At 43.7% G+C, this 23,109-nt stretch carries 25 protein-coding genes and 2 tRNA genes; all 27 read left to right on the top strand.

The features are described from left to right. Positions 1–15 precede the first annotated feature (15 nt). The 27 genes from fliM (at position 16) to B3L97_RS08765 (ending at position 23,067) form a co-directional block, all read left to right on the top strand. Positions 16–1,041 carry a flagellar motor switch protein FliM gene (gene fliM, locus B3L97_RS08895; RefSeq protein ID WP_024821724.1) on the top strand — a complete coding sequence of 342 codons (1,026 nt, stop codon included), beginning with the start codon at positions 16–18 and terminating at the stop codon, positions 1,039–1,041. Further along, the gene (fliY, locus tag B3L97_RS08890) at positions 1,031–2,164 is read left to right on the top strand and encodes a flagellar motor switch phosphatase FliY (protein WP_286934879.1); all 1,134 of its coding nucleotides are present in this window, start codon (positions 1,031–1,033) and stop codon (positions 2,162–2,164) included. The genes fliM and fliY overlap by 11 nt, the downstream gene beginning before the upstream one ends. A 35-nt stretch (positions 2,165–2,199) precedes the next feature. Further along, the gene (locus B3L97_RS08885) at positions 2,200–2,562 is read left to right on the top strand and encodes a response regulator (protein WP_024821725.1); all 363 of its coding nucleotides are present in this window, start codon (positions 2,200–2,202) and stop codon (positions 2,560–2,562) included. Between the two features lie 46 nt (positions 2,563–2,608). Then, the gene (locus B3L97_RS08880) at positions 2,609–2,989 is read left to right on the top strand and encodes a hypothetical protein (RefSeq protein ID WP_286934877.1); all 381 of its coding nucleotides are present in this window, start codon (positions 2,609–2,611) and stop codon (positions 2,987–2,989) included. After that, positions 2,970–3,749 (top strand): flagellar type III secretion system pore protein FliP, encoded by a 780-nt coding sequence (gene fliP / locus B3L97_RS08875; protein WP_286934875.1) that lies wholly within the window; start codon positions 2,970–2,972, stop codon positions 3,747–3,749. The genes B3L97_RS08880 and fliP overlap by 20 nt, the downstream gene beginning before the upstream one ends. 19 nt (positions 3,750–3,768) lie before the next feature. Then, positions 3,769–4,038: a flagellar biosynthesis protein FliQ gene (gene fliQ, locus B3L97_RS08870; protein WP_286846253.1), complete on the top strand. Its 270-nt coding sequence runs from the start codon at positions 3,769–3,771 to the stop codon at positions 4,036–4,038. After that, positions 4,035–4,829, top strand: a complete 795-nt coding sequence (locus B3L97_RS08865; protein ID WP_286934873.1) for a flagellar biosynthetic protein FliR — start codon at positions 4,035–4,037, stop codon at positions 4,827–4,829. The genes fliQ and B3L97_RS08865 overlap by 4 nt, the downstream gene beginning before the upstream one ends. Further along, positions 4,808–5,914 carry a flagellar biosynthesis protein FlhB gene (gene flhB, locus B3L97_RS08860; protein ID WP_286934872.1) on the top strand — a complete coding sequence of 369 codons (1,107 nt, stop codon included), beginning with the start codon at positions 4,808–4,810 and terminating at the stop codon, positions 5,912–5,914. The genes B3L97_RS08865 and flhB overlap by 22 nt, the downstream gene beginning before the upstream one ends. Before the next feature lie 98 nt (positions 5,915–6,012). After that, the gene (gene flhA, locus B3L97_RS08855) at positions 6,013–8,067 is read left to right on the top strand and encodes a flagellar biosynthesis protein FlhA (RefSeq protein WP_414631808.1); all 2,055 of its coding nucleotides are present in this window, start codon (positions 6,013–6,015) and stop codon (positions 8,065–8,067) included. Positions 8,068–8,070: 3 nt separating this feature from the next. Next, positions 8,071–9,342, top strand: coding sequence for a flagellar biosynthesis protein FlhF (gene flhF, locus B3L97_RS08850; protein WP_286934932.1), 1,272 nt, complete (start codon positions 8,071–8,073; stop codon positions 9,340–9,342). Further along, positions 9,335–10,255 (top strand): MinD/ParA family protein, encoded by a 921-nt coding sequence (locus B3L97_RS08845; protein WP_286934868.1) that lies wholly within the window; start codon positions 9,335–9,337, stop codon positions 10,253–10,255. Before flhF ends, B3L97_RS08845 begins: the two co-directional genes overlap by 8 nt. Positions 10,256–10,258: 3 nt before the next feature. After that, complete coding sequence (locus B3L97_RS08840) at positions 10,259–10,927, top strand: flagellar brake protein (protein WP_286934866.1); 669 nt, start codon at positions 10,259–10,261, stop codon at positions 10,925–10,927. Positions 10,928–10,939: 12 nt separating this feature from the next. Further along, positions 10,940–12,007, top strand: coding sequence for a protein-glutamate methylesterase/protein-glutamine glutaminase (locus B3L97_RS08835; RefSeq protein WP_286934865.1), 1,068 nt, complete (start codon positions 10,940–10,942; stop codon positions 12,005–12,007). Between the two features lie 57 nt (positions 12,008–12,064). Beyond that, entirely contained in the window at positions 12,065–14,089 is a 2,025-nt protein-coding gene (locus B3L97_RS08830; protein ID WP_286934863.1) for a chemotaxis protein CheA, read from the top strand. Between the two features lie 21 nt (positions 14,090–14,110). Further along, positions 14,111–14,740: a chemotaxis protein CheC gene (locus B3L97_RS08825; RefSeq protein WP_286934861.1), complete on the top strand. Its 630-nt coding sequence runs from the start codon at positions 14,111–14,113 to the stop codon at positions 14,738–14,740. A gap of 3 nt (positions 14,741–14,743) precedes the next feature. Further along, complete coding sequence (locus B3L97_RS08820; RefSeq protein ID WP_286934850.1) at positions 14,744–15,238, top strand: chemotaxis protein CheD; 495 nt, start codon at positions 14,744–14,746, stop codon at positions 15,236–15,238. 15 nt (positions 15,239–15,253) lie between these two features. Beyond that, positions 15,254–16,369 carry a hypothetical protein gene (locus tag B3L97_RS08815; protein ID WP_286934848.1) on the top strand — a complete coding sequence of 372 codons (1,116 nt, stop codon included), beginning with the start codon at positions 15,254–15,256 and terminating at the stop codon, positions 16,367–16,369. A gap of 19 nt (positions 16,370–16,388) precedes the next feature. Then, positions 16,389–17,132, top strand: a complete 744-nt coding sequence (locus B3L97_RS08810; protein WP_286934847.1) for a sigma-70 family RNA polymerase sigma factor — start codon at positions 16,389–16,391, stop codon at positions 17,130–17,132. Between the two features lie 13 nt (positions 17,133–17,145). Next, positions 17,146–18,741: a DUF342 domain-containing protein gene (locus B3L97_RS08805; RefSeq protein ID WP_286934846.1), complete on the top strand. Its 1,596-nt coding sequence runs from the start codon at positions 17,146–17,148 to the stop codon at positions 18,739–18,741. 47 nt (positions 18,742–18,788) lie between these two features. Further along, on the top strand, positions 18,789–19,097 hold the full coding sequence (locus B3L97_RS08800) for a hypothetical protein (RefSeq protein WP_286934845.1): 309 nt from the start codon (positions 18,789–18,791) through the stop codon (positions 19,095–19,097). Between the two features lie 35 nt (positions 19,098–19,132). Further along, complete coding sequence (locus B3L97_RS08795) at positions 19,133–19,693, top strand: hypothetical protein (protein WP_286934844.1); 561 nt, start codon at positions 19,133–19,135, stop codon at positions 19,691–19,693. Positions 19,694–20,012: 319 nt separating this feature from the next. Beyond that, on the top strand, positions 20,013–20,297 hold the full coding sequence (locus B3L97_RS08790) for a hypothetical protein (protein WP_156923330.1): 285 nt from the start codon (positions 20,013–20,015) through the stop codon (positions 20,295–20,297). Positions 20,298–20,402: 105 nt separating this feature from the next. Then, on the top strand, positions 20,403–20,819 hold the full coding sequence (locus B3L97_RS08785) for a S1 RNA-binding domain-containing protein (protein WP_286934843.1): 417 nt from the start codon (positions 20,403–20,405) through the stop codon (positions 20,817–20,819). Next, positions 20,816–21,412, top strand: a complete 597-nt coding sequence (locus B3L97_RS08780) for a DUF501 domain-containing protein (protein ID WP_333593016.1) — start codon at positions 20,816–20,818, stop codon at positions 21,410–21,412. Before B3L97_RS08785 ends, B3L97_RS08780 begins: the two co-directional genes overlap by 4 nt. Before the next feature lie 17 nt (positions 21,413–21,429). After that, positions 21,430–22,827, top strand: coding sequence for an argininosuccinate lyase (gene argH / locus B3L97_RS08775; protein ID WP_286934842.1), 1,398 nt, complete (start codon positions 21,430–21,432; stop codon positions 22,825–22,827). Positions 22,828–22,911: 84 nt separating this feature from the next. Further along, positions 22,912–22,987: transfer RNA gene (locus B3L97_RS08770), tRNA-Lys, on the top strand. 4 nt (positions 22,988–22,991) lie between these two features. Continuing rightward, a tRNA-Glu gene (locus B3L97_RS08765) sits at positions 22,992–23,067 on the top strand. Positions 23,068–23,109: the final 42 nt, after the last annotated feature.

The following is a 23,109-nucleotide window of genomic DNA, read 5'->3' as shown; positions in this document are numbered from 1 at the left end:
GGAGGTGGTGGAGCTATGTGCCCAGACGTTCTTTCACAAAACGAAATAGACTCTTTGCTAGATGCTCTCTCGAGTGGCAGTTTTGATTTAGATTCTATGAGTGCTGATTCTGAAGAGAGAAAAATTAAGGTTTATGATTTCCGAAGACCTGATAAATTCAGCAAAGATCAGCTCCGGGCTATACAGATGATTCATGAATCCTTTGCCAGACAGCTGACCACCACTCTTTCTACCATGGTCCGTTCTATGGTATCTGCGGAGGTTGCTTCTGTAGATCAATTGGCTTACGATGAATTTGTCCGCTCTCTTGTTCAGCCGACAGTTATAGGAATATTGGAGATGTATCCCTTTAGCGGGAATGCTTTGATTGAGATTAATCCTAACTTAGTATTCGCCATTATTGATCGAATGTTAGGTGGTAAAGGCGAATTTTCGGGGAAAGCTCGTGATCTTACAGATATTGAGCGTATGGTTATAGAACGAGTTATTATGAGGATGCTCGAACTTCTCGAAGAAAGCTGGAGTACTGTAGTAGATGTTCGCTTCCGTTTTGAAAACATGGAGAGCAACCCATTTTTTGTCCAAATTTGTCCTGGCACCGATATGGTGTTGTTAGTAATTTTAAAACTGAAAGTGGCAGATGTGGAAGGGATGATCAGTATTTGTATTCCCTATTTCCTTATGGAACCTTTAATGGACAAATTAAGCTCTCAGCAGTGGTTCGCTTCCACTGGGCGAAAGAAAGAAGAAGGGGCGAGAGAGGCTATTGTTCGCCATCTCGGGAATGTTCGAATTCCTGTGGCTGTGGAGTTGGGGCATACGATTCTCAGTGTTGATGATGTTTTACAGCTTCGTACTGGGGATGTAGTAAAACTAGATGAGACGGTAGATGGTGCCGCTGATATTCGTGTAGGCAACATGATAAAGTTTCAGGGACGCCCAGGAAGCCTAGACGACTGTTATGCAATAGAGGTATTAAACATTCTCTATGACGAAGAGATGATTCCCGATAACGAGGGAGGAGTCAAAGATGATAGATGAGCTGTTGAGTCAGGAAGAAATAAATGCCCTTCTCCAAGGACATACGCTGAAGACTCAAGAAGAAAGTGGCGGAACACTTCCGGATGTATCTCCTGAGCAGTCAAAAGTATTAGACGGCGTAAATGATGTTTTCTCTACGGCTGTTACCAACGTTTTTGGTATGTTGGCAGGGCGAAGTGTAACAGTTCCACAGAAAAAACAAGAGGTTCTTCCTCAGAAGGATTTTGTCCTCAAACCTGGGGAAGGGGCTTTCTGCTTTCGTGTTACATGCCAAGGCTTGAATGATACCCCCCTAGTAGTGGTACTTGCGGAGCATGGGGCCTTGGTTCTGGCAGATCTTATGATGGGTGGCGAAGGCAAAGAATTGCCCAATGACGCCAGCGAGCTTTATCTTAACGCGGCCCAAGAGGGTTTGAGTCAGATGGTAGGGGCTTCTTTTACGAATATGAGTGGTATTTTAGGTGGACGCCGTCTGATGCCGGACAACGCTACGTCGGCTTTGGAAAAAGGGGAATGGTTGCCCTTTTCTGCCTCTGGTCCGGAAGAAAATATTTGGTCAATAGAGTATCCTGTGACGATAGAGGGAGTGGGAGAGTTCCCCTTATGGATTCTTACGCCGTTCAGTGCCGCAAAATATATAGCTGATGAAGCTTTAGCCGTTATGTCGCCTGCCGAATCTCAGCAGGCAAAATCTAATGTAGCTCCGCCAAAGGCTGTACCATCAGGGAAAACAACAATACCTCGCGGAGATGTGCCTGCTCAAGAAAATGCACCTCGATCGCGAGCTGCTTCGCAGGTTTCCCAAGTGGAAGTTCGTCCTGCTGAATTTATGCCCCTTGTTTCAAAGGTGGAAAGTGGACAGGTATCTAGCAATATTGATCTTATTGCAGATATTCCAGTGCGGGTAACAGTGGAGTTGGGGCGTACTCGAAAAAGCATTTCAGAAATATTGAACATGACTCCGGGATCCGTGATAGAATTGGATAAAATGGCTGGGGAGCCAGTGGATATCCTTGTCAATAGCAAGCTCCTTGCCAGAGGGGAAGTTGTTGTTATTGATGAAAATTTCGGTGTTCGTATCACAGAGATAGTGAACACGTCTGGTAGATCCCGAACGCTATAAATAACTTAAGAGTTCAATAAGTGAGGGGTGCAGGTATGGCGAAGAGTGTGTTAATTGTCGATGACGCTGCCTTTATGAGGATGATGCTTAAAGATATCCTCACAAAAAATGATTTTGAAGTTGTCGGAGAAGCAGAAAACGGTAAAGTGGCAGTGGCGGCCTATCAAAAACTACATCCAGATATTGTGACTATGGATATTACTATGCCGGAAATGAATGGCATTGATGCAGTGAAAGCAATTAGGGCTTTGGATCCTGCCTCTAAAGTTATTATGGTCAGTGCTATGGGGCAACAAGCTATGGTTATAGAAGCGATACAGGCTGGGGCAGTGGATTTTATTGTCAAGCCCTTCCAACCTGATAGGGTTGTGGAGGCCTTGAATAAGGCTCTGGGTTAAAATGAATTTAAAGAAGTTTTTTTGAGAGAGTTGCGGTGTGAAAATTATGAAAAAAATTATCCCAGGCGGTCGCTTTATAGCGTTACTGGCTGGGTTTTTCTTTTTATTTACGGGGGGAACTGCTTATGGGGCGGCATCTTTTCCCAGTATGACTACGTATCTCATCAGAGTTGTTATCGCTTTGTCTATTTTAGGAGGAGCATCTTGGATTCTTGTCCATTATGTTCGTCCAGGAAAGGCCTTTAAACAAGACTCCAGGCTACAGGTGCTCTCTACTCTACGATTAGGGCGAGAAGTTCTCTATGTCGTAAAGTGCGGACCAGATGTTTTGGCTCTACTTGTCGGGAGTAATTCGAAAGTGGTGGGGAAATGGGGATATGAAGAGTGGCTACAAGGAGAAGGACATAGTGAAAAGAAAGATTGTTAGCTTCCTCGTTTTTATGGGAGTACTAATATGGAGCCTTGGAATTAGGGCAGCGGGATTTTGTGCAGAGAGTAACATCCCAGCAGTTCCTTTGCCAGCACTTGAGTTTGGGGTTCGTGCAGCAGAGTCTCCACAAGATGTAGCTTTAACCCTTCAAATATTGGCTTTGCTTACAGTTTTGAGCCTTGCTCCAGCCATTATGCTCATGCTCACCAGTTTTACACGGATTCTTGTGGTTCTTGGTTTTGTTCGTCGTGCTTTAGGGTTGCAACAAACACCTCCCAACCAAGTTCTTGTAACATTAGCTTTATTTATGACCCTTTTTATAATGACCCCCACATGGACACAAGTATATGATCAAGCTCTCGCTCCCTATCTTTCAGGATCTATTAACGCTTCTCAGGCATGGGAGAAAACTGTAGTGCCTATGAGGCAATTTATGTTTCGTTACACTCGAGAGGAAGAGCTTTCTCTTATGGTAAGGATGGCGGGTGTTGAACGACCTAAGAACGTGGACGATGTTCCTACGCGTCTTCTCCTTCCAGCGTTCATGTTAAGTGAACTTAAAACGTCTTTTCAAATGGGAGTGGTCATTTTTATCCCTTTTATTGTAGTAGATATGATTGTAGCAAGTGTTCTTATGAGCATGGGGATGATTATGTTACCGCCTATGATGATTTCACTTCCTTTTAAAATCCTTTTGTTTGTGATGGCGGATGGATGGGATTTAGTGATAATGAGTCTCTTCAAGAGCTTCTCGTAGAAAGGCTGGTGGAGAAGCGATGAACTCTTTCAGTATGTACGATGTTTTAAGCCACTCGGTGTGGGTTATGTTACTTACATCTCTTCCTGTTTTATTGGTAGCTATGATTGTAGGGTTAGTAATTGGTATACTTCAAACAGCTACTTCTATTCAGGAACAAACTCTTATTTTCATCCCTAAAATAGTGGCGGTGCTAGCTGCCCTTGTGCTTTTTGGCCCCTGGATTTTTGGACAGGTCGGGGATTTGACACGTTTTCTTTTAGGACAGCTTGAAAAATTCATACAATGACAGAGCCTTTCCAGATTTCTCAAGGTTTAATTGTTTATCTTATAGTTGGCTTGCGCTTTATTGGAATGTTTTTTACTTCCCCTGTTTTTGTAGCGCCATCTCTACCCCTTCCGGCTCGCTTCTGGGCAGCTGTTCTCATATCTATTGCGGCAGTTGGGAGTGCCGATCTTTCGATTCCCACTGCAATTTTCTCAAACTGGATCTCTATTATTCTTTGTGGAACGCGAGAATTTTTTATTGGAACTGCTTTGGGCTTTTTGTCGGCCCTTCCCCTCTATGCTCTTCAGGTAGCTGGAGAACTGATAGGAAATGTTATGGGCCTAGCTATGGTGAGTCTTCTAGACCCTTTAAGTGAGGAGCAAAGTTCTATTATTGGGCAGTTATACTTTTTGATAGGATTATGGTTCTTTTTTCACTGGAACGGCCATCTGCTTCTGGTACAATCCGTAGTAGAGAGTTTAAAATTAATTCCGATAGGGAAGATTTCCCTTTTCATTCCTGCGGATATGGGGGTAGGGCTGTGGCTTCAGAAGTTGTTCGTTCTAGCAGTGAGAATGGTGCTGCCGTTCTATGGAGCTCTTCTTCTAGCCGATATAGGGCTTGGTTTTTTAGCTCGGACAGTTCCGCAGATGAATATTTTTGTATTGGGGCTCCCTCTCAAAATAGCACTAGGGCTTTTTCTTTTGATGGTGGTTTTACCTTTAACTGTAGACCTTATTTCTGCCAATATGGGGGAGTATATAGAGATGGCATTGAAAAATGTCATGATATGGAAACATGCTCTTCTATAACGTGGGATCTTCAGTTCTTTGCGGAGGAACGAACAGAGCCAGCTTCACCTCGAAAGCGTCGTCGTGAGCGCGAAGAGGGCAGGGTAGCGAAAAGTCAGGATCTAGGAGCCTCTATTGTAATTATAGTGGGCCTTTTGGGGCTTTCGCTTTTAGGTGGTTTTTTTTGGCAGGAACTAGTTGCCTACCTCCAAAATACGATTGCACTAATGGGGCAGACAGAACTGGGTAAGGCAGGATGGCAACATTCTTTGTGGATTAATGGATTACGAATGTTGGTATTTGTTTGGCTTCCTCTTGGAGGAGCGGCAGCTTTGGCTGCTTTGGGGGTAACAGTGGCACAGGTTGGTTTTGTAATAACCAGTAAGCCTCTCGTACCGAAACCAGACCGTTTTAATCTTGTATCCGGTCTCAAGAAGATCATTTCTCTGCGCTCTCTTGTTGAGCTTTTTAAAGGGCTTATCAAGGCAGCGTTGTTTTGTATTGTGATTTATTCTGCCCTTCGAAAAGAAGTGAAGGAACTTGTAGGGGCGTTGCAATTGCCTCTTGAAGGTGGATTAGCCTTGGTCTTCCATAAGATATGGAAACTTTCTATGAAATTGGCGTTTCTTTTACTTTCTATTGCTCTTTTCGATTATTTGTACCAAAAGTGGGAGTTCGAACGATCCATTCGAATGAGTCGGCAAGAAATTAAAGAAGAGTATAAACAGATGGAAGGGGACCCCATGTTACGAAGCAAAATACGCCAAAAACAACGGGAACTGGCTAGAAGTCGTATGATGGCTTCTGTGCCAGATGCTGATGTAGTTATAACAAACCCCACCACTCTTGCTATTGCCTTGGAGTATGACAAAAACCTTATGGAGGCACCTGTTGTCGTGGCCATGGGGAAAGGATTTATAGCTCAAAGAATTCGTGAAATAGCAGAGGAACATAAGGTCCCCATAGTAGAAAATAAACCTTTAGCATGGGCTCTTTACGATTCTTCGGATATAGGCGATGAAATTCCTCATGCCTTATATAAAGCTGTGGCAGAAGTATTAGCCTTCGTTTATAAGCTTAAAAAGAAAGATGCTTATGGTCATTAACTTAGAAGAGAGAGGATGGAGCCTGAGTGGCTGAACTTACGTCTCAGAATTCTTTTATAAAACGGTTCCTTTTGTATTCCGACATAGGATTAGCTATCATGGTTATGATGATTGTAGCCATGATGATTATTCCAGTCCCTACATGGCTTCTTGATATTCTTCTTGCCACTAATATTACCTTGGGAGTTGTGGTTCTCCTCTCAACTTTTTATGTACAGAGGGCTCTTGAGCTTGCTTCTTTTCCTACTATGCTTCTTCTTGTTACCCTCTTCCGATTGGCGCTGAATGTTTCTACTACACGGCTTATTCTTCTTCGTGCCGATGCAGGGAAAGTGATTAGTGCTTTCGGTAATTTTGTTGTTGGGGGAAACTATGTAGTCGGCGGTGTCGTTTTTCTCATCCTTGTTATTATTCAGTTTGTTGTTATTACGAAAGGCTCTGAACGAGTAGCTGAGGTAGCTGCTCGATTTACTCTTGATGCTATGCCAGGAAAGCAGATGGCCATTGATGCTGACTTAAATGCGGGACTTATTGATGAAGATACGGCCCGAAATCGACGTCGAGAGGTTCAACGTGAAGCGGATTTTTATGGAGCGATGGACGGAGCCTCTAAGTTTGTAAAAGGAGATGCTATAGCTGGGCTTATTATTACCCTTATCAATATTATTGGTGGTTTGTCTATAGGAGTTCTTCAGCGAGGCATGACATTGGGGCAGGCTGGGTCTGTTTATAGTCTTCTCACTGTGGGAGACGGCTTGGTTTCTCAAATTCCAGCTCTGCTTTTTTCTACCGCTACTGGTGTTATCGTTACACGAGCTGCTGGTGAAGGGAATCTTGGTCGCGATATTTTTGCATCTCTTATGTCATATCCAAGGCCTCTTTTTATCGGCGCTGTTTTGCTATTCGCTCTGGCTTTTGTCCCAGGACTTCCTACAGTGCCCTTCCTTATTCTCGGTATATTTCTCGCTCTTATGGGGTACTGGGTTTATCGAGAGGGGGAAATACAACAGACGGAGGCACAAACAGCTCCTTCTCGTTCATCCAAAGAGGTCAAAGGAGGGCAAAGCTCAGGTCCCAGTGCTCAAGGTGCTCCTGTTGCTCCAGCACCAGCTTCTCCTGAAGATGTGATGCGCCTTTTAACTGTAGATCCCATGGAAATAGAGATTGGATATGCAATCATCCCTCTTGTAGATCCCTCTCAAGGAGGGGATATGCTCGATAGGATTGGGACGATTCGTAAACAGATGGCTCTGGAATTTGGCCTCGTAGTCCCTCCTATCAGGATTCGCGACAACATCCAGCTTAAACCTTCGGAATATATTATTCGAGTACGAGGAGCCGAGACAGGGCGCGGCGAATTGCTTCCAGATCATTACCTGGCAATGAATACAGGTAATGTAGAAGAAGACATAGTGGGAGTTCCTACTGTAGAACCGGCTTTTGGACTTCAGGCTACATGGATTTCTCCTGAATTGCGGGATAAAGCAGAATCTATGGGGTATACAGTGGTCGATGCTCCTTCTGTATTGGCGACGCACCTTTCAGAGACGATTAAACGCTATGGATCGGAGCTCCTTACGAGACAAGAGGTTCAGAAACTTACGGATCTAGTAAAAGAAAGTTCCCCAGCTGTAATAGAAGAGATGTTAGGCGTGTTATCTCTTGGAGAAGTACAGAAGGTATTGCAGAATTTAGTTAAAGAGCAGATCCCCATCCGAGACCTCGTCTCTATTTTTGAATCTTTAGCAGATCATGGACGGGTAACTCGCAGTGTAGATTACCTTACAGAGCGTGTAAGGGAAGCCTTATCGAGGGTTATCTCTCTTAAAATCCAGGGGGACGATGGTTTCATTACTGTGGCAACCCTCTCTCCTCAATGGGAGCAGAAAATCAAGGAAAGTTTACAGGGGGACTTAATTCAGGGGTGGCAACTTAATATGGATCCGGAAAGTATTCAGGGGCTTATGTCGGCAGCATCGAAAATGGTAGAAAAAATGGCTATGGGGGGGCATCTTCCTGTCTTTTTAACTCACCCTGAAGTGCGGCTTATAGTTCGTCGTCTTCTTGAAGGGACATTGCCGGGAGTTTATGTTGTATCCTATAATGAAATATCCCAAGGTGTCCAATTAAAATCCGCAGGGATGGTGGAATGATTGATGCGTATAGTGCGGCAAATTTCTTTTGAGGCGAAAAATGATGCAGATGCCATACGAATTGCCGGTGAGCGATTGGGAAGAGATGCTGTTATTTTATCCACAAGGCCGGCAAAAGTAGGCGGTTTTTTAGGCTTTTTTAAAAGGAAAGTCTTGATTGTAACGGCAGGGGTGTTTGAGGAGGAGAAGCGGGAAGAACTTGAAGCTACTCGAGAACGCCTTGTTGCTTTTCAGCGCCTTATTGAATCACATCAATCTCCGTCGTCTTCATCAGGGGGCACACAATCTCCGGAAGTAAAGGATAAAATCGCTTTTTCTTCGGAAGGCTTGGCTTTGGCTCATCATGGAGAGAACACGAAAGAGGCGGAAGCCGCAAGCATAAAAAAAGAGGAAAAAACTGCGGAACCTCAAGAGAAACTTCATATGGAAGTAACTCGTATTTATGAAAAACTTGATCGAGTGCTAGAGCGACTCGACGATTATTCACACCCCGTTGTATCTGAGGAGAAAGTTCCAGAACTTGTGTATATGTTGACTGAAAAAGGGATGGATTCAGAATTAGCGCAATCCCTGGGAAATCGTTTTAAAAGGGAACAATTGTCGCAAGATCTTTTCCCTGAGTGGCTAGCTGCTCAAATTCAGACAGCAGCTACTACGCCCGTAGAGGCAATAGGAGGACAGCGCGTCATGTTTATTGGCCCTACAGGGGTGGGGAAAACGACGACTATTGCCAAAATAGCCGCAATCCATGCCCTGTGGGAGCATAAAAAGGTGCTCTTGCTTACATCTGATACCTACCGTATTGCAGCTGTAGAACAGCTTCGAACGTATGCAAAAATTTTAGGAGTTCCTATTGAAGTTATATTCGATGCAGAAGACATAGAAGGTATATTGCATAAATATAAGACAGCAGATTTAATCTTGTTAGATACAGCTGGAAGAAGCCAGAAAGATACAGAACGTTTTGAGGAGCTGCAAAAACTGTATAAAGTTTTTCAACCTGATGCTCTTCATCTTGTACTTGCCTCAAATATGAAGAATGAGGATATGAGGGATGTGGTGAGTCGAATGGGATGCCTCCCCCTCTCCCATATTCTTTTTACTAAACTTGATGAGACTACAAATTATGGTTGTCTATTAAATATTTTATTGACAAACAATATCCCGGTTTCTTTTTTGACAACAGGACAAAATGTGCCGAATGATATAGAAGTGGCGAACTCTCGCAAGATGATCGATCTTTTCCTTGGAGAAGGAGAGACTCTCGGTGCATGAAGAGGAGAAAAAATCTACTTTAGATCAAGCGGGCGAGCTTCGACTTTTAGTGGAGAAAAAGAAAGATAAAGAAAATGTTTTTTTAAAACCTACACGATCGCTAGCTATAGTAAGTGGCAAAGGTGGAGTAGGAAAGAGCAGCTTTTCTGTAAATATATCCTTGGCTTTGTCGGATCTTGGCGCGTCAGTTATCCTTATGGATGCAGATATGGGGATGGCCAATATAGACCTTCTTTTGGGCCTGGCTCCTCGCTACTCTCTTGCACATGTAGTTCGTGGCTCTCGAGATTTTGACGAGGTAATGATAGACGTCGATGCCCGAGTGGCGGTTATACCAGGGGGAAGCGGTATGCAGGAGATGGCAGATGCCGATGAGGATACGTTTTTAAGGCTTTTTGAAAAGCTGACCTCTCTGGAAAAAAAGGCAGATTTTCTTATTATTGATACAGGAGCAGGTATTCATAAAGATGTTTTAACTTTTGCCTTAGCATCAGATTCGGTAATGGTAGTTACAACACCAGAACCCCCATCAATTCAGGATGCTTACGGGCTCATGAAAGTTTTGGCTCTCGAGTCTAAAAGCAAAGCAGATGTTCATCTTGTTGTAAATATGGCTCATGGAAAGAGAGAGGCCGATGAGACAGCAGAGAGAATTCGAAAAGTGGCGCATCGGTTTTTAAGCCTTGACGTTACTTATGATGGTTTTATCCCTGCTGATGATAAGGTACGACAAGCTATACGTTTGCAACGACCGGTGTTACGTGAGTATCCTTACTCTTTGGCTTCTGTCTCCTTCAGGTCACTTGCTCTTGGCTTTATGGGGGATAAAGAACAAAAGATTTTGCCTCCTAGCCGGGGATTAAAAACTTTTTTCTTGCGATTAGTTCGAGGCGTACAAAGGATGGAGTTGTAACAGATGGATTTTACTCAGTTCTCTCCCATGTTAAAAGAACATATCGGATCAAAAGTCTTGCTGGATATTCGAGCAGGTCTTTATAAGGGACATTATCCTTCTCGGCTGGAAGATATGCGATGTCCCTATCTCGCAGTGGCCCATCCGATGTTGAAAGGAGCGTTGTTGCCGACCCATAAGAATCTAGAGCTGGCTCTTTCCATTGAAATAGAAGGGGCTCTTTATGAGACTCAGGCGTCTATTTTACGCAGTTCCATAACAGACCGTGTCCCTCTTCTTTGGCTTGAACCGATGGGGAATGTTATACGGCTACAGAGACGGCGTTTTGTTCGTGTCCCTTGTATATTTAAATTAGATCTTTGCTTCCTGGATGAAATAGGGCATACTGTGTTTTCTCCCCAAAAATGGTTTTCAATGATGGCGAAAGATATCAGTCTGGGGGGATGTGCTTTACGAGTGAATTTGACTCAGAGAAAAATTTTTGAAAGAGGTCGCCGTTGTCTTTGTCGACTTTCTTCCGCTGATGTAGTTTTTCTGGTTTTTGCTTCAGTGGCCAGAGTTCTCGAAAAAACAGAAGATGCTGAAGTGGGGGTATCTTTTGAAGTATTACCTCTTGCCGCAGAAAGAAGCCTTGGTGCTTTTATTCGTCAACAGGAACTGTCCAATAGATAGGAATGGGTGGAAATGACAGAAACAATAACGTCTAAAGTAAAGGTTTTGGTAGTAGATGATTCTTCCTTCATGAGAAGAATAATTAGCGATATTCTTAGCTCAGACCCACATATAGAAGTGGTAGGTACAGCGAGAGATGGGGAAGATGCATTAAGGAAGATAAAGATATTGGATCCCCATGTTTTGACTCTCGATATGGAAATGCCAAAGCTTGATGGACTTCAGACTCTTAAAATTATTATGAAAGATTATCCAAGACCTGTTATCATGGTAAGTAGCGTAACTCAAGAAGGGGCTCAGGCTACTTTTCAGGCCCTTGCCACAGGAGCGGTAGATTTTGTGGCGAAACCTTCCGGGCACATATCTCTCAATATGAAGGATGTGGGAGAGGAGCTGATAGCTAAAGTTTTGGCAGCGAGCACTGCCATGCTGTCAAAACAGGATCTTTTACATGAGCACCCTGTTTATATTCCTAAAGGGGGAAACGAGATAAAGAAGCAGCCCCCTGAAATAGTGGCTATAGCAGCTTCAACTGGTGGCCCTCGGGCGTTGCAGTATGTCCTTTCCGAACTTCCGGGGGATTTCCCTTTGCCTATAGTTGTGGTTCAACATATGCCTCAGGATTTTACCCCATCTTTTGCAAAACGTCTTGATGCCGTATCAAAACTTACGGTAATAGAGGGGTACCCTAAGGCGCTCTTAAGGCCTGGAATGGCGGTGATAGCCCCAGGAGGTTTCCATCTCTTGGTACGCCATACCGTTGATGGGAAATTAATATGTGAGCTTTCGGATTTACCGCCCCTCCTTTCAGTAAAACCGTCAGCAAATATGCTCTTTACGAGCCTTGCTGACGAAGTTGGGGGAAGAGTCTTGGGTGTTATATTAACTGGAATGGGTCGAGATGGTGCTGATGGGGCGGCATTATTGCATAGCAAAGGAGCTTATATTGTTGCTGAGTCGAAAGAGACATGTGTGGTGTATGGAATGCCACGCTCGGCTGTGGAGGCTGGGATTGTCGATGAGATAGCGCCTCTTTATAATATTCCTACTGTGATAACGAGATATATTGAAAATAGCTAGAATAGATTTTTTTGAGTCCATTTTACGAGTGAAAATTGTGGTTGGAGATGATGCCCAATGACAGGAATAGATTTGAATCAATATCTAGGTGCTTTTTTGGATGAAGCTACTGATAATCTCTTACATCTTGATGATCTCCTTCTTGAAATAGAGAAGGACCAAGGCAATATGGAGGTCATTAACGAAATCTTTCGTTCAGCTCATACGTTGAAGGGAATGTCTGCCACGATGGGGTTTGATCGGATGTCAACTCTTACCCATTCTATAGAAGACAGGCTCGATAAAGTACGTCGTGGAGAAGCCCAATTGCAGAGTGGCGACATAGATTTGCTTTTCCGCTCTCTTGATACTCTGCAGACCATGGTCGAAGCTATTCGAAATGGTGATAAAGACACCTCTATCTCTATAGACGATCTTATAGAAGCCCTTCATCAGACTGTTCCTCAAAAAGATGAAAGACAAGAAGAAAATACGATACATGAAGTTCTCTCAGACCACGAGGAACAATGGATTCATGAGGCAAATAGTCTTGGAATGGATGTCTTTAAAGTAGATGTACGTCTTTCCAAGGAGTGTATGCTTAAAGCTGCTCGTGCGTATATGGTTGTTAATCGATTAGATGAGATGGGAGATATTATTAAAACGGCCCCTCCAGTTGAGGATCTAGAAAATGAAAAATTTGATCGCTCTTTTGAAATATATATAGCAACTCATGATTCTGAAGAATCTCTACAGGAAGCATTATCCAGAATCAGCGAACTTGAAAAGGTTTCCATAGAGAAAGCAGGGTCTCCTTCTTGGAGAGAAAAGGAACAGGAAAAAGTAGGCACTAAGGATGTTTCTTCTTCCCCAGAGAAAGAAGTTGTAGCACGAAGTAGCGCAGAGTCAATTACTCAGAACGGCCCCTCTCGTCATAACGCATCAAAAAGAGCGGGGCAGACTGTACGTGTCGACATTGGCCGTCTCGATAAATTGATGAACCTCGTGGGAGAACTTGTGATCGGGAGAGCCAGAATTGAGCGCCTTGTTCAGGAAGCTCGGCTGCGTGACTTTGATGAGCCTCTCTCTCAGTTAGGGCGTATATCTGGAGATATTCAAGAGTTGGTGACGAAGTTACGGATGGTTCCAGTTTCTTTTATATTCGATCGTTTCCCTCGTCTTGTACGAGATCTCTCCAAATCTATGGAAAAGAAAATTGATCTGCAAATAGAAGGACAAGATACAGAGCTTGATCGAACGGTGATCGATGAAATTGGAGACCCTCTTGTTCATCTTATTCGGAATTCCATTGATCATGGCATAGAAAAGCCTGAAGACAGAGTTAAAACTGGTAAAACAGATACAGGCGTCATTAAGATTTCTGCTTACCAGGAAGGTAGCGGTGTCATTATAGAAGTGGACGACGATGGGAAAGGAATAAACTCAGATCGAGTCCGTGAAAAAGCTGTAGAAAAAGGGTTTATCACTGAAGAAGAAAGCTACGGCATGACTGAGGAAGAACTGATTCAACTTGTTCTTTTGCCAGGTTTTAGTACTTCTGATGCTGTGACGGATATTTCTGGACGAGGCGTTGGTATGGACGCAGTCAAGACGAAAGTAGAAGCTCTTAGCGGCCAATTTGAAATAGAAAGTATGCGTGAAAAAGGGACTCGTGTTTTAATACGTCTTCCTCTTACGCTGGCCATTGTGTTGGCGTTGCTCGTTAAAGTTGGTGACGAGATATATGCTATTTCTTTGGAGAATGTAGAGGAAACAATTCTTGTTCGTAAAGAGGACATTAAAACAATGCACGGAACTCCTGCCACTCTTTTGCGCGGCGATGTGTTGGCACTTTCAAATCTCGCCTCTTTGCTGGGGACTCATTTGGAGACAGATCAACAGGATGAATATCCTGTTGTTGTGGTAAAAGCTGGGCGAAACAAGGTTGGTTTTATTGTAAGTGAATTGATAGGACAGCAGGAAATTGTTATTAAATCTCTTGGAAAGTTCCTCTCTAAAATTAAAGGAATTGCTGGAGCGACAATTCTTGGAGATGGGAATGTAGCCCTTATCCTTGATGTTGCGTCTCTTTGCACCAAGTAGAGCGAAGGAGTCAGGGGGGCCATGGATCTTAAAGATTTCAGCCATTTACAGCTTGATGCTATCCGAGAAGTGGGCAATATAGGAGCAGGTAATGCAGCGACAGCTCTATCTAAACTGCTTGGGAAACCTGTGGACATGGATGTTCCTAAAGCAGAACTCGTGTCTATTTATGATTTGGGTAACCATTATGGTCCGGCACTTAGCCTTGTTGCAGCTGTTTTTGTGCGCTCTCAGGGAGAGTTCCCATGCAGCCTTATTTTTATACAAAAAGAGGAAAATGCCCAGTCCTTGGTGGATTTACTTATAACGAAACAATTTGGCGAAGGAATCGATATATCCTCTCTCCCCCAGGAATTACGGGACAGTGCTTTGTCGGAAGTAGGGAATATTATTCTTAGCTCGTTTTTGAACTCTATTAATATGTTTGTAGGCAGCACCTATTCCATATCTGTCCCAGGTGTAGCCCACGATATGTTGGCTGCCGTCCTTGATGTCGTTATCTCTATTTTTGGGCAGACGGGAGATACTGCTCTGGTAGTAAACACAACTTTGAGATTAGGTGAGTCAAGTCTCTCTGTTCAAGGAAATGTGGTTATGATTCCAGATCCCGGTTCTCTAGAAGGACTGCTAGAGAAGCTGGGGGTACAGTAAACGATGGCAAATACCTTTCACGTTGGAATGGCAGATTTAGTTGTCGTCACGGCTCCGGATGTTCTTGTCACACTAGGCTTGGGATCGTGTATAGGTCTCGTCATTTATGATTCTGTGGCAAAAGTAGCAGGGATGGCTCATATTATGCTTCCAGAAAGCAGGGGAGGAAAAGAAAGCACGATAGATAAGCCTGGCAAATTTGCTGATACAGCGGTCCCGGCGTTAATAGATGCAGTTTGTAAGAGAGGGGCTTTACGGTCCCGTTTAAAAGCAAAATTTGCAGGAGGGGCCCAGATGTTTTCCATCCCAGGAGCCCAAACTGATTTTTTAGCAGTTGGAAGTAGAAATGTGCGACAGACATCAGAATGGCTTAATAAATATAAGATTAAGATAGTAGCAACAGATTCTGGCGGTAATAGAGGGCGAAGCGTAGAATTTTCTACAGAGACGTGGGTGCTTTCCATAAAAACGCTTGGTCAGGGGAACAACGAGATATAAGGAGGGGAGAGGACTGTGGTGGATAATAGCCAGCAGAATCTAGCAGCAGGAATAGAAGTAGAAGAAAATCAACCAACAGTTGTAAAAGAAGATGGCGAAGCCGAAGTCGAAGTCCAGGAAACGCAACCTCTTCCACCAGAAGTAGAGGAGGAGCTCTGTTCTCTCTTTCATTGTACTTCTGGGTCTCTGAGAGCAGTGCTTTCCACTGTTCATGAGAACCCCAAGGAACTTTTAACGCTTTTAAAATCCCTTTCTCCCTCATACGTTGCTATTAAGGTTCGTTTTGATTCTCACAAACGAGGCGAGGCGGGCGGCGCTTTTTGCCTCCTTTGCAGAGGAACTTCAGGTGAAATTTTTGATGAAACATATTGGGCTTCAAGCAAAGGAATTCCTGAAGGATTTGAAATTAACGCTAGTTGGGAGTCAGTTCGGAAAGCAATTATTGATTTGCGAGGCCCCGATTTGCGGGCTCATTTTGAAAAAGTTCTCTGGAATAAATTACGAGGAGCTGTGCGTGATGTTTTAAGTCCTACACAGGTCAATCTTCTTTTTTCTTCCGAATCTCCTGGAGCACAAGTGATAGAGAAGCTTCAAGAAAAATTAAAAGAAGTTTTTCGTACAGACCTAGATTTTGCAGTTGTTTTTGAACGATTTAACAAAGCTCGTCTTGAGCTTTCTGGGCTGTCTGAAGGAGATGAACGTGTTCCTCAAAAGGAAGATAATTCTTTATCCACAGAGTACATTAAAGAGCGTGGAATTTTTATTCCTTGCTCCTCCATTGTCGATCCAGTGCGAGGAGAGGCTGCCTCAGAACTTACTGCCGGAGATAGGATATGGGTCTCTTTTGATGATACCGGTCTTTCCGGTTTTATAAAAAGAACTCTTCAACAGACTGGTGAAATGTCAGTTTTTCCTGTCCAAAGTGTTGAAAAGCTTCCGAGTGGACTTGTATTGGTGAGAGTAAGTATATCTGAGGGTATTTACGGACAAATACGGTTATCTGGTGATATTAAAGTAAAAGTAGAAGAAAGTGGGATTCGCATACGGAAGAATCTTTTTTCCAGGGGAATTATGTTGATAATCCCTATATCTCTATTTATCTTCGGGCTCTTCTATTTGCTATTACGATGAGAGGTTGTGGCGCGCAGGAATGAAAGAGAGAGATCAGGAACTCTGGACTCGTTATTTTAGAGATCGCTCAGAAGCCGCAAAGGAGGAAGTTGTTTGCCGATACCTCCCCTTAGTGAAGTATGTGGTAGGTAGAATGGCTGTCTCCCCCCCTTCTGGGCTTGATTATGATGACCTCTTGAGTTTTGGAGTGTTTGGTCTTCTTGATGCAATAGATCGCTTCGACCTCGAAAAAGGAGCAGCCTTTCAGACCTTCGCTGTTCCGCGGATTCGAGGCGCAGTTTTAGATGAGCTTCGTAAGTATGATTGGATTTCCCGAACAGGAAGGGAGAAGATACAAAAGCTCAATCGTGCTGTAGACAAAGTCTTGCAAGATCAGGGCGCTGTTAGTGATGAAGTGCTCATGAATGAGCTTGAAATGGACGAAAAAACATATAGAGAGACTTTGGAAATAGCTAGTCGTAGCTATATTGTTTCTCTCGATGAAGTTTTAGCTTTAGATGATGGAGAAGTTGTACGAGAGGGTGTTCTTGCTGACGATGCGTCTTCAGCTCTGGAGGTTTTGGAAGAGTCTGAAGAAGTGGAAAAGGTTGTTTCTGCTCTCGAAAAGCTTCCTGAACGAGAAAGATTTGTCATATCCCTTTATTATTATGAAGGTTTGACCTTAAAGGAGATTGGAAGTGTTCTTGGGGTAACAGAATCAAGAGTGTCTCAACTCCATGGCAAAGCTTTAGTAGCCTTAAGAAGAATGCTCCAGGCCAAGTAAGGGGGGCTTCAGTATGGGAGAGGCGTCTTTGCGTTTAGAATTCAAGGAGGATGGTATCTATCTCGTTTCACTGGCGGAAGGCATGCCAGACTTGAGTGATGTTGTTGACTTACTGAAACAAAAGGGCGTAGAAAACTACGATGGAGATGCGATTGTTGCTTTTCTTAAAGAAAAGCAACAAGAACCTTTCAAGATCGCAGAACGAGATCCGGCCAATGAACGGGATGCTGTTGTGGAGGTGCAAATAAACGCTGATGGTATGAGCGCAGACCTGCGGATATCACCTCCTACTGGAGATAAACCTTGGCCGACTGTAGATTTCCTGCAAAAAAGTCTTGCGGAAAAGGGTGTTGTTTTCGGGGTAGATACTCATGCTTTAGGGAGAATTGTTCAGGAGCGCATTATTAATGAGTGGGTTCATGTTGCCTCAGGACAGTTGCCACAAGATGGCAAAGATGCACAAATTGATTTTTCTGTTCAATTCGGGGAAAGCAAACCTAAGGTTACAGAAGATGGTGGGAAAGTAGATTATCGCAATATGAATACTATTACCATCGTGTTAAAAAACCAGCTTCTCGCCACAAAAACGGTACCCACTGAAGGTCATAGCGGAATGACAGTAAGGGGTATTCCTGTTGCGGCAAAGTTGGGACGGGATTATAGCCTTCCTGTGGGCAAGGGAACTTATATTGCGGAAGACGGCCTTTCTTTGCTTGCTTCTACAGATGGGCATTTGACTCTTTCCCAGGGGAAGCTCAATGTAATACCTGTCTTTACTGTAGATGGAGACCTCGATTATAGTGTGGGAAATATTAACTTTATAGGTACCGTGGATATTAAAGGATCTGTTCGAGAAGGCTTTGAAGTTGTTTCTTCTGGAGATATTCAGATACGTGGAGTTGTTGAAGGGGCTCGTTTGTCGAGTAAAGGGAATATCGCTCTTTCTGGCGGGGTGCGAGGCATGGGGAAAGCCCGAATAGAAGCTGTTGGTAATATAGAGGCAGCTTTTGTGGATCAATGTCTCGTAGCGAGTAACGGGACGGTTCAGATAAAGAATGCTATTCTCCATAGTGACGTTTCAGCTAATCAATCTGTTGTTGTTTTAGGAGGAGCTAAATCGCAGATCGCCGGAGGTCGGATACAGGCCGGGGTAGAGGTGCTTTGCCAAACTTTAGGAAGCGAAATGGGAACTAAAACAGAAGTAATAGTAGGGGTTTTGCCAGAATATAACGAGAGAAAAAAGGAATTGCAAACGTTTATAACTGCGTTAAAAGACAAGGCAGATAAGGTAGAAGCGAATGTTTCCTTCCTAAAAAAACTTGAATCTGCTGGAGAAATTGATGATGGGAAGCGAGAGCTTCTAATTTCTCTCACCAAAAACAAATTCCAAATACAAGCGCAGCTTATCAAGCATGAGGATGAGTTGCAATCCATTGAAGCGAGAATAGAGACAAGTCGCTCCAAAGGCCGAGTTCGAGTTAAGGGGGTCTGTTACCCTGGCGTTTCTGTGACAATTCGAGGAGTTACATATATAGTTCGAGAGGAACAGCGTTTTGCCGCCTTTATCTATGAAGCTGGAGAGGTTCGTGTGAAGCCTTTTGATTTTTAAATCGTCCCCCCAGTAAAATGAAAGGGGCTATGTGAGGAGAGAGTCGAATGGTTGTAAATCCTTTGCACTTACAGCTTTCTCATTGGAATGTAGAGCAAAATGCGCAGAATGTTCGAGAACAAAACTCCCCTGCATCCTTAGCCGGACAACAAGGAGAAATTGTGGCAAGTTCTTTACAGAAAGAACGGACGGTGCAGGGTGGAGAAGAATCTGTCAGAGGCCAGAAGACAGATTTGAAGAAAAAGAACGATAGGGGTAAGAAAAAAAGGGAAAGAGAGAACAGCCTTCATGCACGCCGAGAAGAGAAAAAAGAAAAATGTGCAGAAGGCAGAGATGGTTTTGACCTCTATGCGTAGCAGCTAATTTTTTAATTCAAGAAAGGACAGCTTATATGACAACAAATAAGCAGCTTGGGTATTTGTTAATTGAGGAGAATAACAATACCTACCGAGGGGCAGTGCTGATAACGGATTTTCGTGGTATTCCTATGGATTTTAGATATACTGATCCCGTTTCTCCTACTCGCATCGAGAGAGTTTTATATGGTAACGCTTTGGATGTCTATCTCCGAGAGGAATTGATCCTTCAAAGCCTCGTTTCCTCGGTAGAAATGAAGCCTGTCTTATGGATATGTCGTGAAGATTCTTTTTTAGCACCCTTGCGGAAGGTTTCTAGAGGAAAAGTGGTTACCCTTTCCGATACAGCCCGTTCCTTTTTAAACCAGATAGGAAATATGGAGCCTCAAATAGAAAAAGGAGTATTTCTTCTCCAGGTAGATCCGGTGAGCTCTCCCCTTCGTCTCTGCGTTGAATCTGAGAGGGAAGGAGAGGCTAATGATATCTCTGCCATTCTTGTAGAAGCTGCTCGTACCATGGAACTATTGGAGCCTTTCACGCGTATAGAAAAAGCTCTCCGTGCAATAGAAGATGAGCGAGAAAACTCCCAGGCTTAATTTCCTTAAATTAAGGCAGACGTTGGCGCGTCTTTTCTTAGGACGAATAGCAGTGTATTCTCTGAGTAAGGGGCCGAGATGTGTCAGGGTGGCAACTTTGCGCTGTATTGTGGATGTCCACCGAGTACTCCCTGAAGTGCATATTTCGTCTTTATCATTGTTAAGCAAAATTGAACCCCGAAATCTTTCCCCTCAAGGAGGAGTTATTTTACATAAAAAGTGCTCTTCTTATAAGATCTCCTTTTGCGGAACAGGTTGCCACGTTGCTTGTTATAGTGCTTTGCTGTCTCTCCCCCATATTTACGACGGGAGAGATAAAATGTTTTTGTTACCCCAAACTCGGCAAAATCGCTCTTCGTACATTAGAGAAAAGCTTGGAGAAGACGGTTTGATTTTTCTTGCATATTTTTCTCCTGTTATTCAAAAAGCCGTATTGAAAAGTATTTTAAATAAAGAGACTGGAACTCTTTTGATTTGGTATAATTCCCAGAGTAGGTCTTTTTTCTCTCAGGGGTTGGCGCTTTTTAGCCCTATAGGAGGGAAGGGTGGATTGGTCTGGAAGTGGATAGAACTGCCCGGCGAAATTCATGATGTAAATCATTGAGTTGTCCCGTGGGGGTGATGTACGCAAAGGATATTATTCAGACAATCACTAAGTGTGCCTGAAAAAGGCCTTTCACATTCATTTTTTTGGAGGGTAGAAAAGCTGATGGTAGAAGAAAAGAGGAGTGACCAGGCTCCGGTACAGGTAGGAGACACGGTCGAATGTGAAGTGGAGCAGATCATGCCTTATGGAGCATTTGTGCGCCTCTCCACGGGACAGAGGGCTATGATTCATATTTCTGAGCTCTCGTATAATTATGTCAAGAAAGTAGAGGATGTTCTTGCCATAGGGCAAAAGGTGAAGGCGAAAGTTATTAAGATTGATGAAAAGAACAGGATTGATCTTTCGCTTAAAAAAATGGAAGAACGACCCCCCGTTCCCTCTGCTCCTAAAGAAACCGAGGATAGTTTTGAAAAGAAACTTTCTAACTTCCTCAAAATAAGCGACCAAAAGATAGCTGATTTGAATAGCAAGCTCAACAATGCGAAAGCCGCAAAACGCCGGAGTCGTAAAAGTAAATGACAGGAAGAAATAGATGGGGGAGCCAAGGCTCCCCTGCTTTTTATCCTTACATCTCCTTACTGGATATGGACGTTATAAGGCGCCAAATGTCTCGACGAAAATTTGACGATCGAATAGTATTAGGGGTGGCTTCTCGTTGTAAATGGGGGTATCCACAGACGCTCATTTGTAACCCAATAAAGAGGCAAGAACCTTTCCCTACCATATTTTGGTTAAGTTGTCCTTTCCTTGTTCAAAAATGCGGGGAGCTAGAATCCCAACAAGGAGTAAAAGACATGGAATCCTTTCTTTCCTCTGGAGTCCCACTCCAAAAGTGGGTGCAGTATCATTTAGCACATCGAATGATAAAGCTAAGCTTGCTGTCTTTAGGAACTAAAAATTTTTTTCGTAAACGTCGAAGATGTCTCTGGGCGGCCTTGCAAAGTGGTGGGATAGGCGGCATTCAGAATATTAACTCCTTCAATGTAAAGTGTCTTCATCTTCAGATGGCTTCCTGGTTAGGTCTTGGATATCATCCCGCAGGAACATGGCTGGCACGTCGTTTCCATGAGATAGATTGTTCCACTCCTATGCAACAAGGATGCTTAATCTAAGGGGGGCTATTAATATTATGTGGAAAGGGCGATTTAGTGGGAATACCGCTGATATAGTTCTGAATTATTCCCAGTCTCTAGACGTAGATTGGTGCCTTGCCCCTTTTGATATACAAGGAAGTTTGGCCCACGCTCAGATGCTTGTTTCTGTAGGTCTTCTGACGCCTGCCGAAGGATTACGGGTGGAACAAGGGCTCAAACAGATATTGCGCGAAATTGAAGAGGACAAATTCAAGCCCTCCATTGAACTGGAGGACGTACATATGAACATTGAACATCGACTTACAGAGATTCTCGGCTCTCTTGGAGAAAAGCTCCACACAGGAAGAAGCCGTAACGATCAAATAGCAACGACGGTTCGCCTTTTTCTTCGAGATAAACTCGCAGATTTTCAAGAAAAGATGAGAGCCCTTCTTGAAGTTTTGCTTGGGAGAGCCAAGGCGCATCTTTATGTGGTAGTGCCGGGGTATACTCATTTGCAACAAGCTCAACCTATTAGTTTAGGTCACTATTGGATGGCTCATTTCCAGGCGTTTCGGAGAGACTACACACGCCTTCAGACAGCTTTAGACGGCATGAAAGAGTGTCCTCTCGGATCTGGCGCTCTTGCGGGCTCTACATTGCCCTTAGATCGCTTTTACACATCTGAGGCCCTTGGTTTCCAGTCCCCTTCAGAAAACAGCTTGGATTCTGTTGCGCAGCGAGATTATCTTCTCGACTATCACTATTTTGCTACGGGATTTGCCATCCATTGCAGCCGTCTCTCTGAAGACCTGATTATTTATAACTCTCAGGAATTTGGCTGGATTAATCTTCCAGATGCTTTTTGTACTGGCTCGAGTATGATGCCGCAGAAGAAAAATCCTGACGTTCTCGAATTAACTCGTGGGCGAACAGGGCAAATAATAGGGCATCTTCTCGATTTGATTATTTCTTTAAAAGGATTACCCATGACGTATAATAGAGATCTTCAGGAAGATAAAAGAGGGCTTCTGGCTTCTCTTACCGCAGTGGAAGCTATACTTTCTATCTTTCCTCCTTTCCTGTCTCAAGTAGAGGCAGATCAGGACCGGGCGATTTTAGGATTTCAAAATGGATTAACATTAGCTACGGATGTAGCGGAATATCTTGTCGGCAAAGGAATCCCTTTCCGAGAGGCTCATTGGAAGGCAGGACAGGTTGTACGTTACTGTTTAGACCATAACTGTTCCCTATTTCAACTTTCCCTCTCTGAATGGCAAGATCTCGTCCCAGAAGTGGAAGAGGATCTTCTTCCACTCTTGGATCTTAAGACAAGTGTATCTCGTCGCCAGACCTATGGTGGGACCTCTTTTTCTGAAGTAAATCGCCAAATAGATCATGGGTGGAACTGGATAAAAAGTATAAAAATAATAGCAAACAAGGCGAAATCCTGAGATTTTTTAAAGAGGGGCTTGACTTGCTGCCTTTTTTCTGTAGAATAAACCCTTGCGTAACGGCGGTTACGAGCTGAGAGCAATGAGCCGTTAGCTCAGTAGGTAGAGCACCGGACTTTTAATCCGGGCGTCGTGGGTTCGACTCCCACACGGCTCACCAAAGCGGTCCCATCGTCCAGTGGTCTAGGACACAGCCCTTTCAAGGCTGCGACACGGGTTCAAATCCCGTTGGGACCGCCATTTTTTAGTCCATACTGCCGGTGTAGCTCAGTTGGTAGAGCA

Origin of the sequence: Aminobacterium sp. UBA4834 (genome assembly GCF_002400205.1) — a bacterium.
Lineage (GTDB): Bacteria > Synergistota > Synergistia > Synergistales > Aminobacteriaceae > Aminobacterium > Aminobacterium mobile.
Note: the sequence above shows the minus strand (reverse complement) of the source record. Positions and strands in the feature narration are given on the sequence as shown.

Bases quoted from the DNA above. Each gene is read 5' to 3' on its own strand.
- B3L97_RS08825 (WP_286934861.1), top strand. From the start codon at position 14,111: ATGGATCTTAAAGATTTCAGCCATTTACAGCTTGATGCTATCCGAGAA.
- B3L97_RS08780 (WP_333593016.1), top strand. From the start codon at position 20,816: ATGACAGGAAGAAATAGATGGGGGAGCCAAGGCTCCCCTGCTTTTTAT.
- B3L97_RS08785 (WP_286934843.1), top strand. From the start codon at position 20,403: ATGGTAGAAGAAAAGAGGAGTGACCAGGCTCCGGTACAGGTAGGAGAC.
- B3L97_RS08885 (WP_024821725.1), top strand. From the start codon at position 2,200: ATGGCGAAGAGTGTGTTAATTGTCGATGACGCTGCCTTTATGAGGATG.
- B3L97_RS08840 (WP_286934866.1), top strand. From the start codon at position 10,259: ATGGATTTTACTCAGTTCTCTCCCATGTTAAAAGAACATATCGGATCA.
- flhF (WP_286934932.1), top strand. From the start codon at position 8,071: ATGCGTATAGTGCGGCAAATTTCTTTTGAGGCGAAAAATGATGCAGAT.
- B3L97_RS08835 (WP_286934865.1), top strand. From the start codon at position 10,940: ATGACAGAAACAATAACGTCTAAAGTAAAGGTTTTGGTAGTAGATGAT.
- B3L97_RS08805 (WP_286934846.1), top strand. From the start codon at position 17,146: ATGGGAGAGGCGTCTTTGCGTTTAGAATTCAAGGAGGATGGTATCTAT.
- B3L97_RS08880 (WP_286934877.1), top strand. From the start codon at position 2,609: ATGAAAAAAATTATCCCAGGCGGTCGCTTTATAGCGTTACTGGCTGGG.
- B3L97_RS08795 (WP_286934844.1), top strand. From the start codon at position 19,133: ATGACAACAAATAAGCAGCTTGGGTATTTGTTAATTGAGGAGAATAAC.
- B3L97_RS08800 (WP_286934845.1), top strand. From the start codon at position 18,789: ATGGTTGTAAATCCTTTGCACTTACAGCTTTCTCATTGGAATGTAGAG.
- B3L97_RS08820 (WP_286934850.1), top strand. From the start codon at position 14,744: ATGGCAAATACCTTTCACGTTGGAATGGCAGATTTAGTTGTCGTCACG.
- B3L97_RS08830 (WP_286934863.1), top strand. From the start codon at position 12,065: ATGACAGGAATAGATTTGAATCAATATCTAGGTGCTTTTTTGGATGAA.
- B3L97_RS08790 (WP_156923330.1), top strand. From the start codon at position 20,013: ATGTTTTTGTTACCCCAAACTCGGCAAAATCGCTCTTCGTACATTAGA.
- flhA (WP_414631808.1), top strand. From the start codon at position 6,013: ATGGTTATGATGATTGTAGCCATGATGATTATTCCAGTCCCTACATGG.
- B3L97_RS08865 (WP_286934873.1), top strand. From the start codon at position 4,035: ATGACAGAGCCTTTCCAGATTTCTCAAGGTTTAATTGTTTATCTTATA.
- fliQ (WP_286846253.1), top strand. From the start codon at position 3,769: ATGAACTCTTTCAGTATGTACGATGTTTTAAGCCACTCGGTGTGGGTT.
- B3L97_RS08810 (WP_286934847.1), top strand. From the start codon at position 16,389: ATGAAAGAGAGAGATCAGGAACTCTGGACTCGTTATTTTAGAGATCGC.
- flhB (WP_286934872.1), top strand. From the start codon at position 4,808: ATGGAAACATGCTCTTCTATAACGTGGGATCTTCAGTTCTTTGCGGAG.
- argH (WP_286934842.1), top strand. From the start codon at position 21,430: ATGTGGAAAGGGCGATTTAGTGGGAATACCGCTGATATAGTTCTGAAT.
- fliY (WP_286934879.1), top strand. From the start codon at position 1,031: ATGATAGATGAGCTGTTGAGTCAGGAAGAAATAAATGCCCTTCTCCAA.
- fliM (WP_024821724.1), top strand. From the start codon at position 16: ATGTGCCCAGACGTTCTTTCACAAAACGAAATAGACTCTTTGCTAGAT.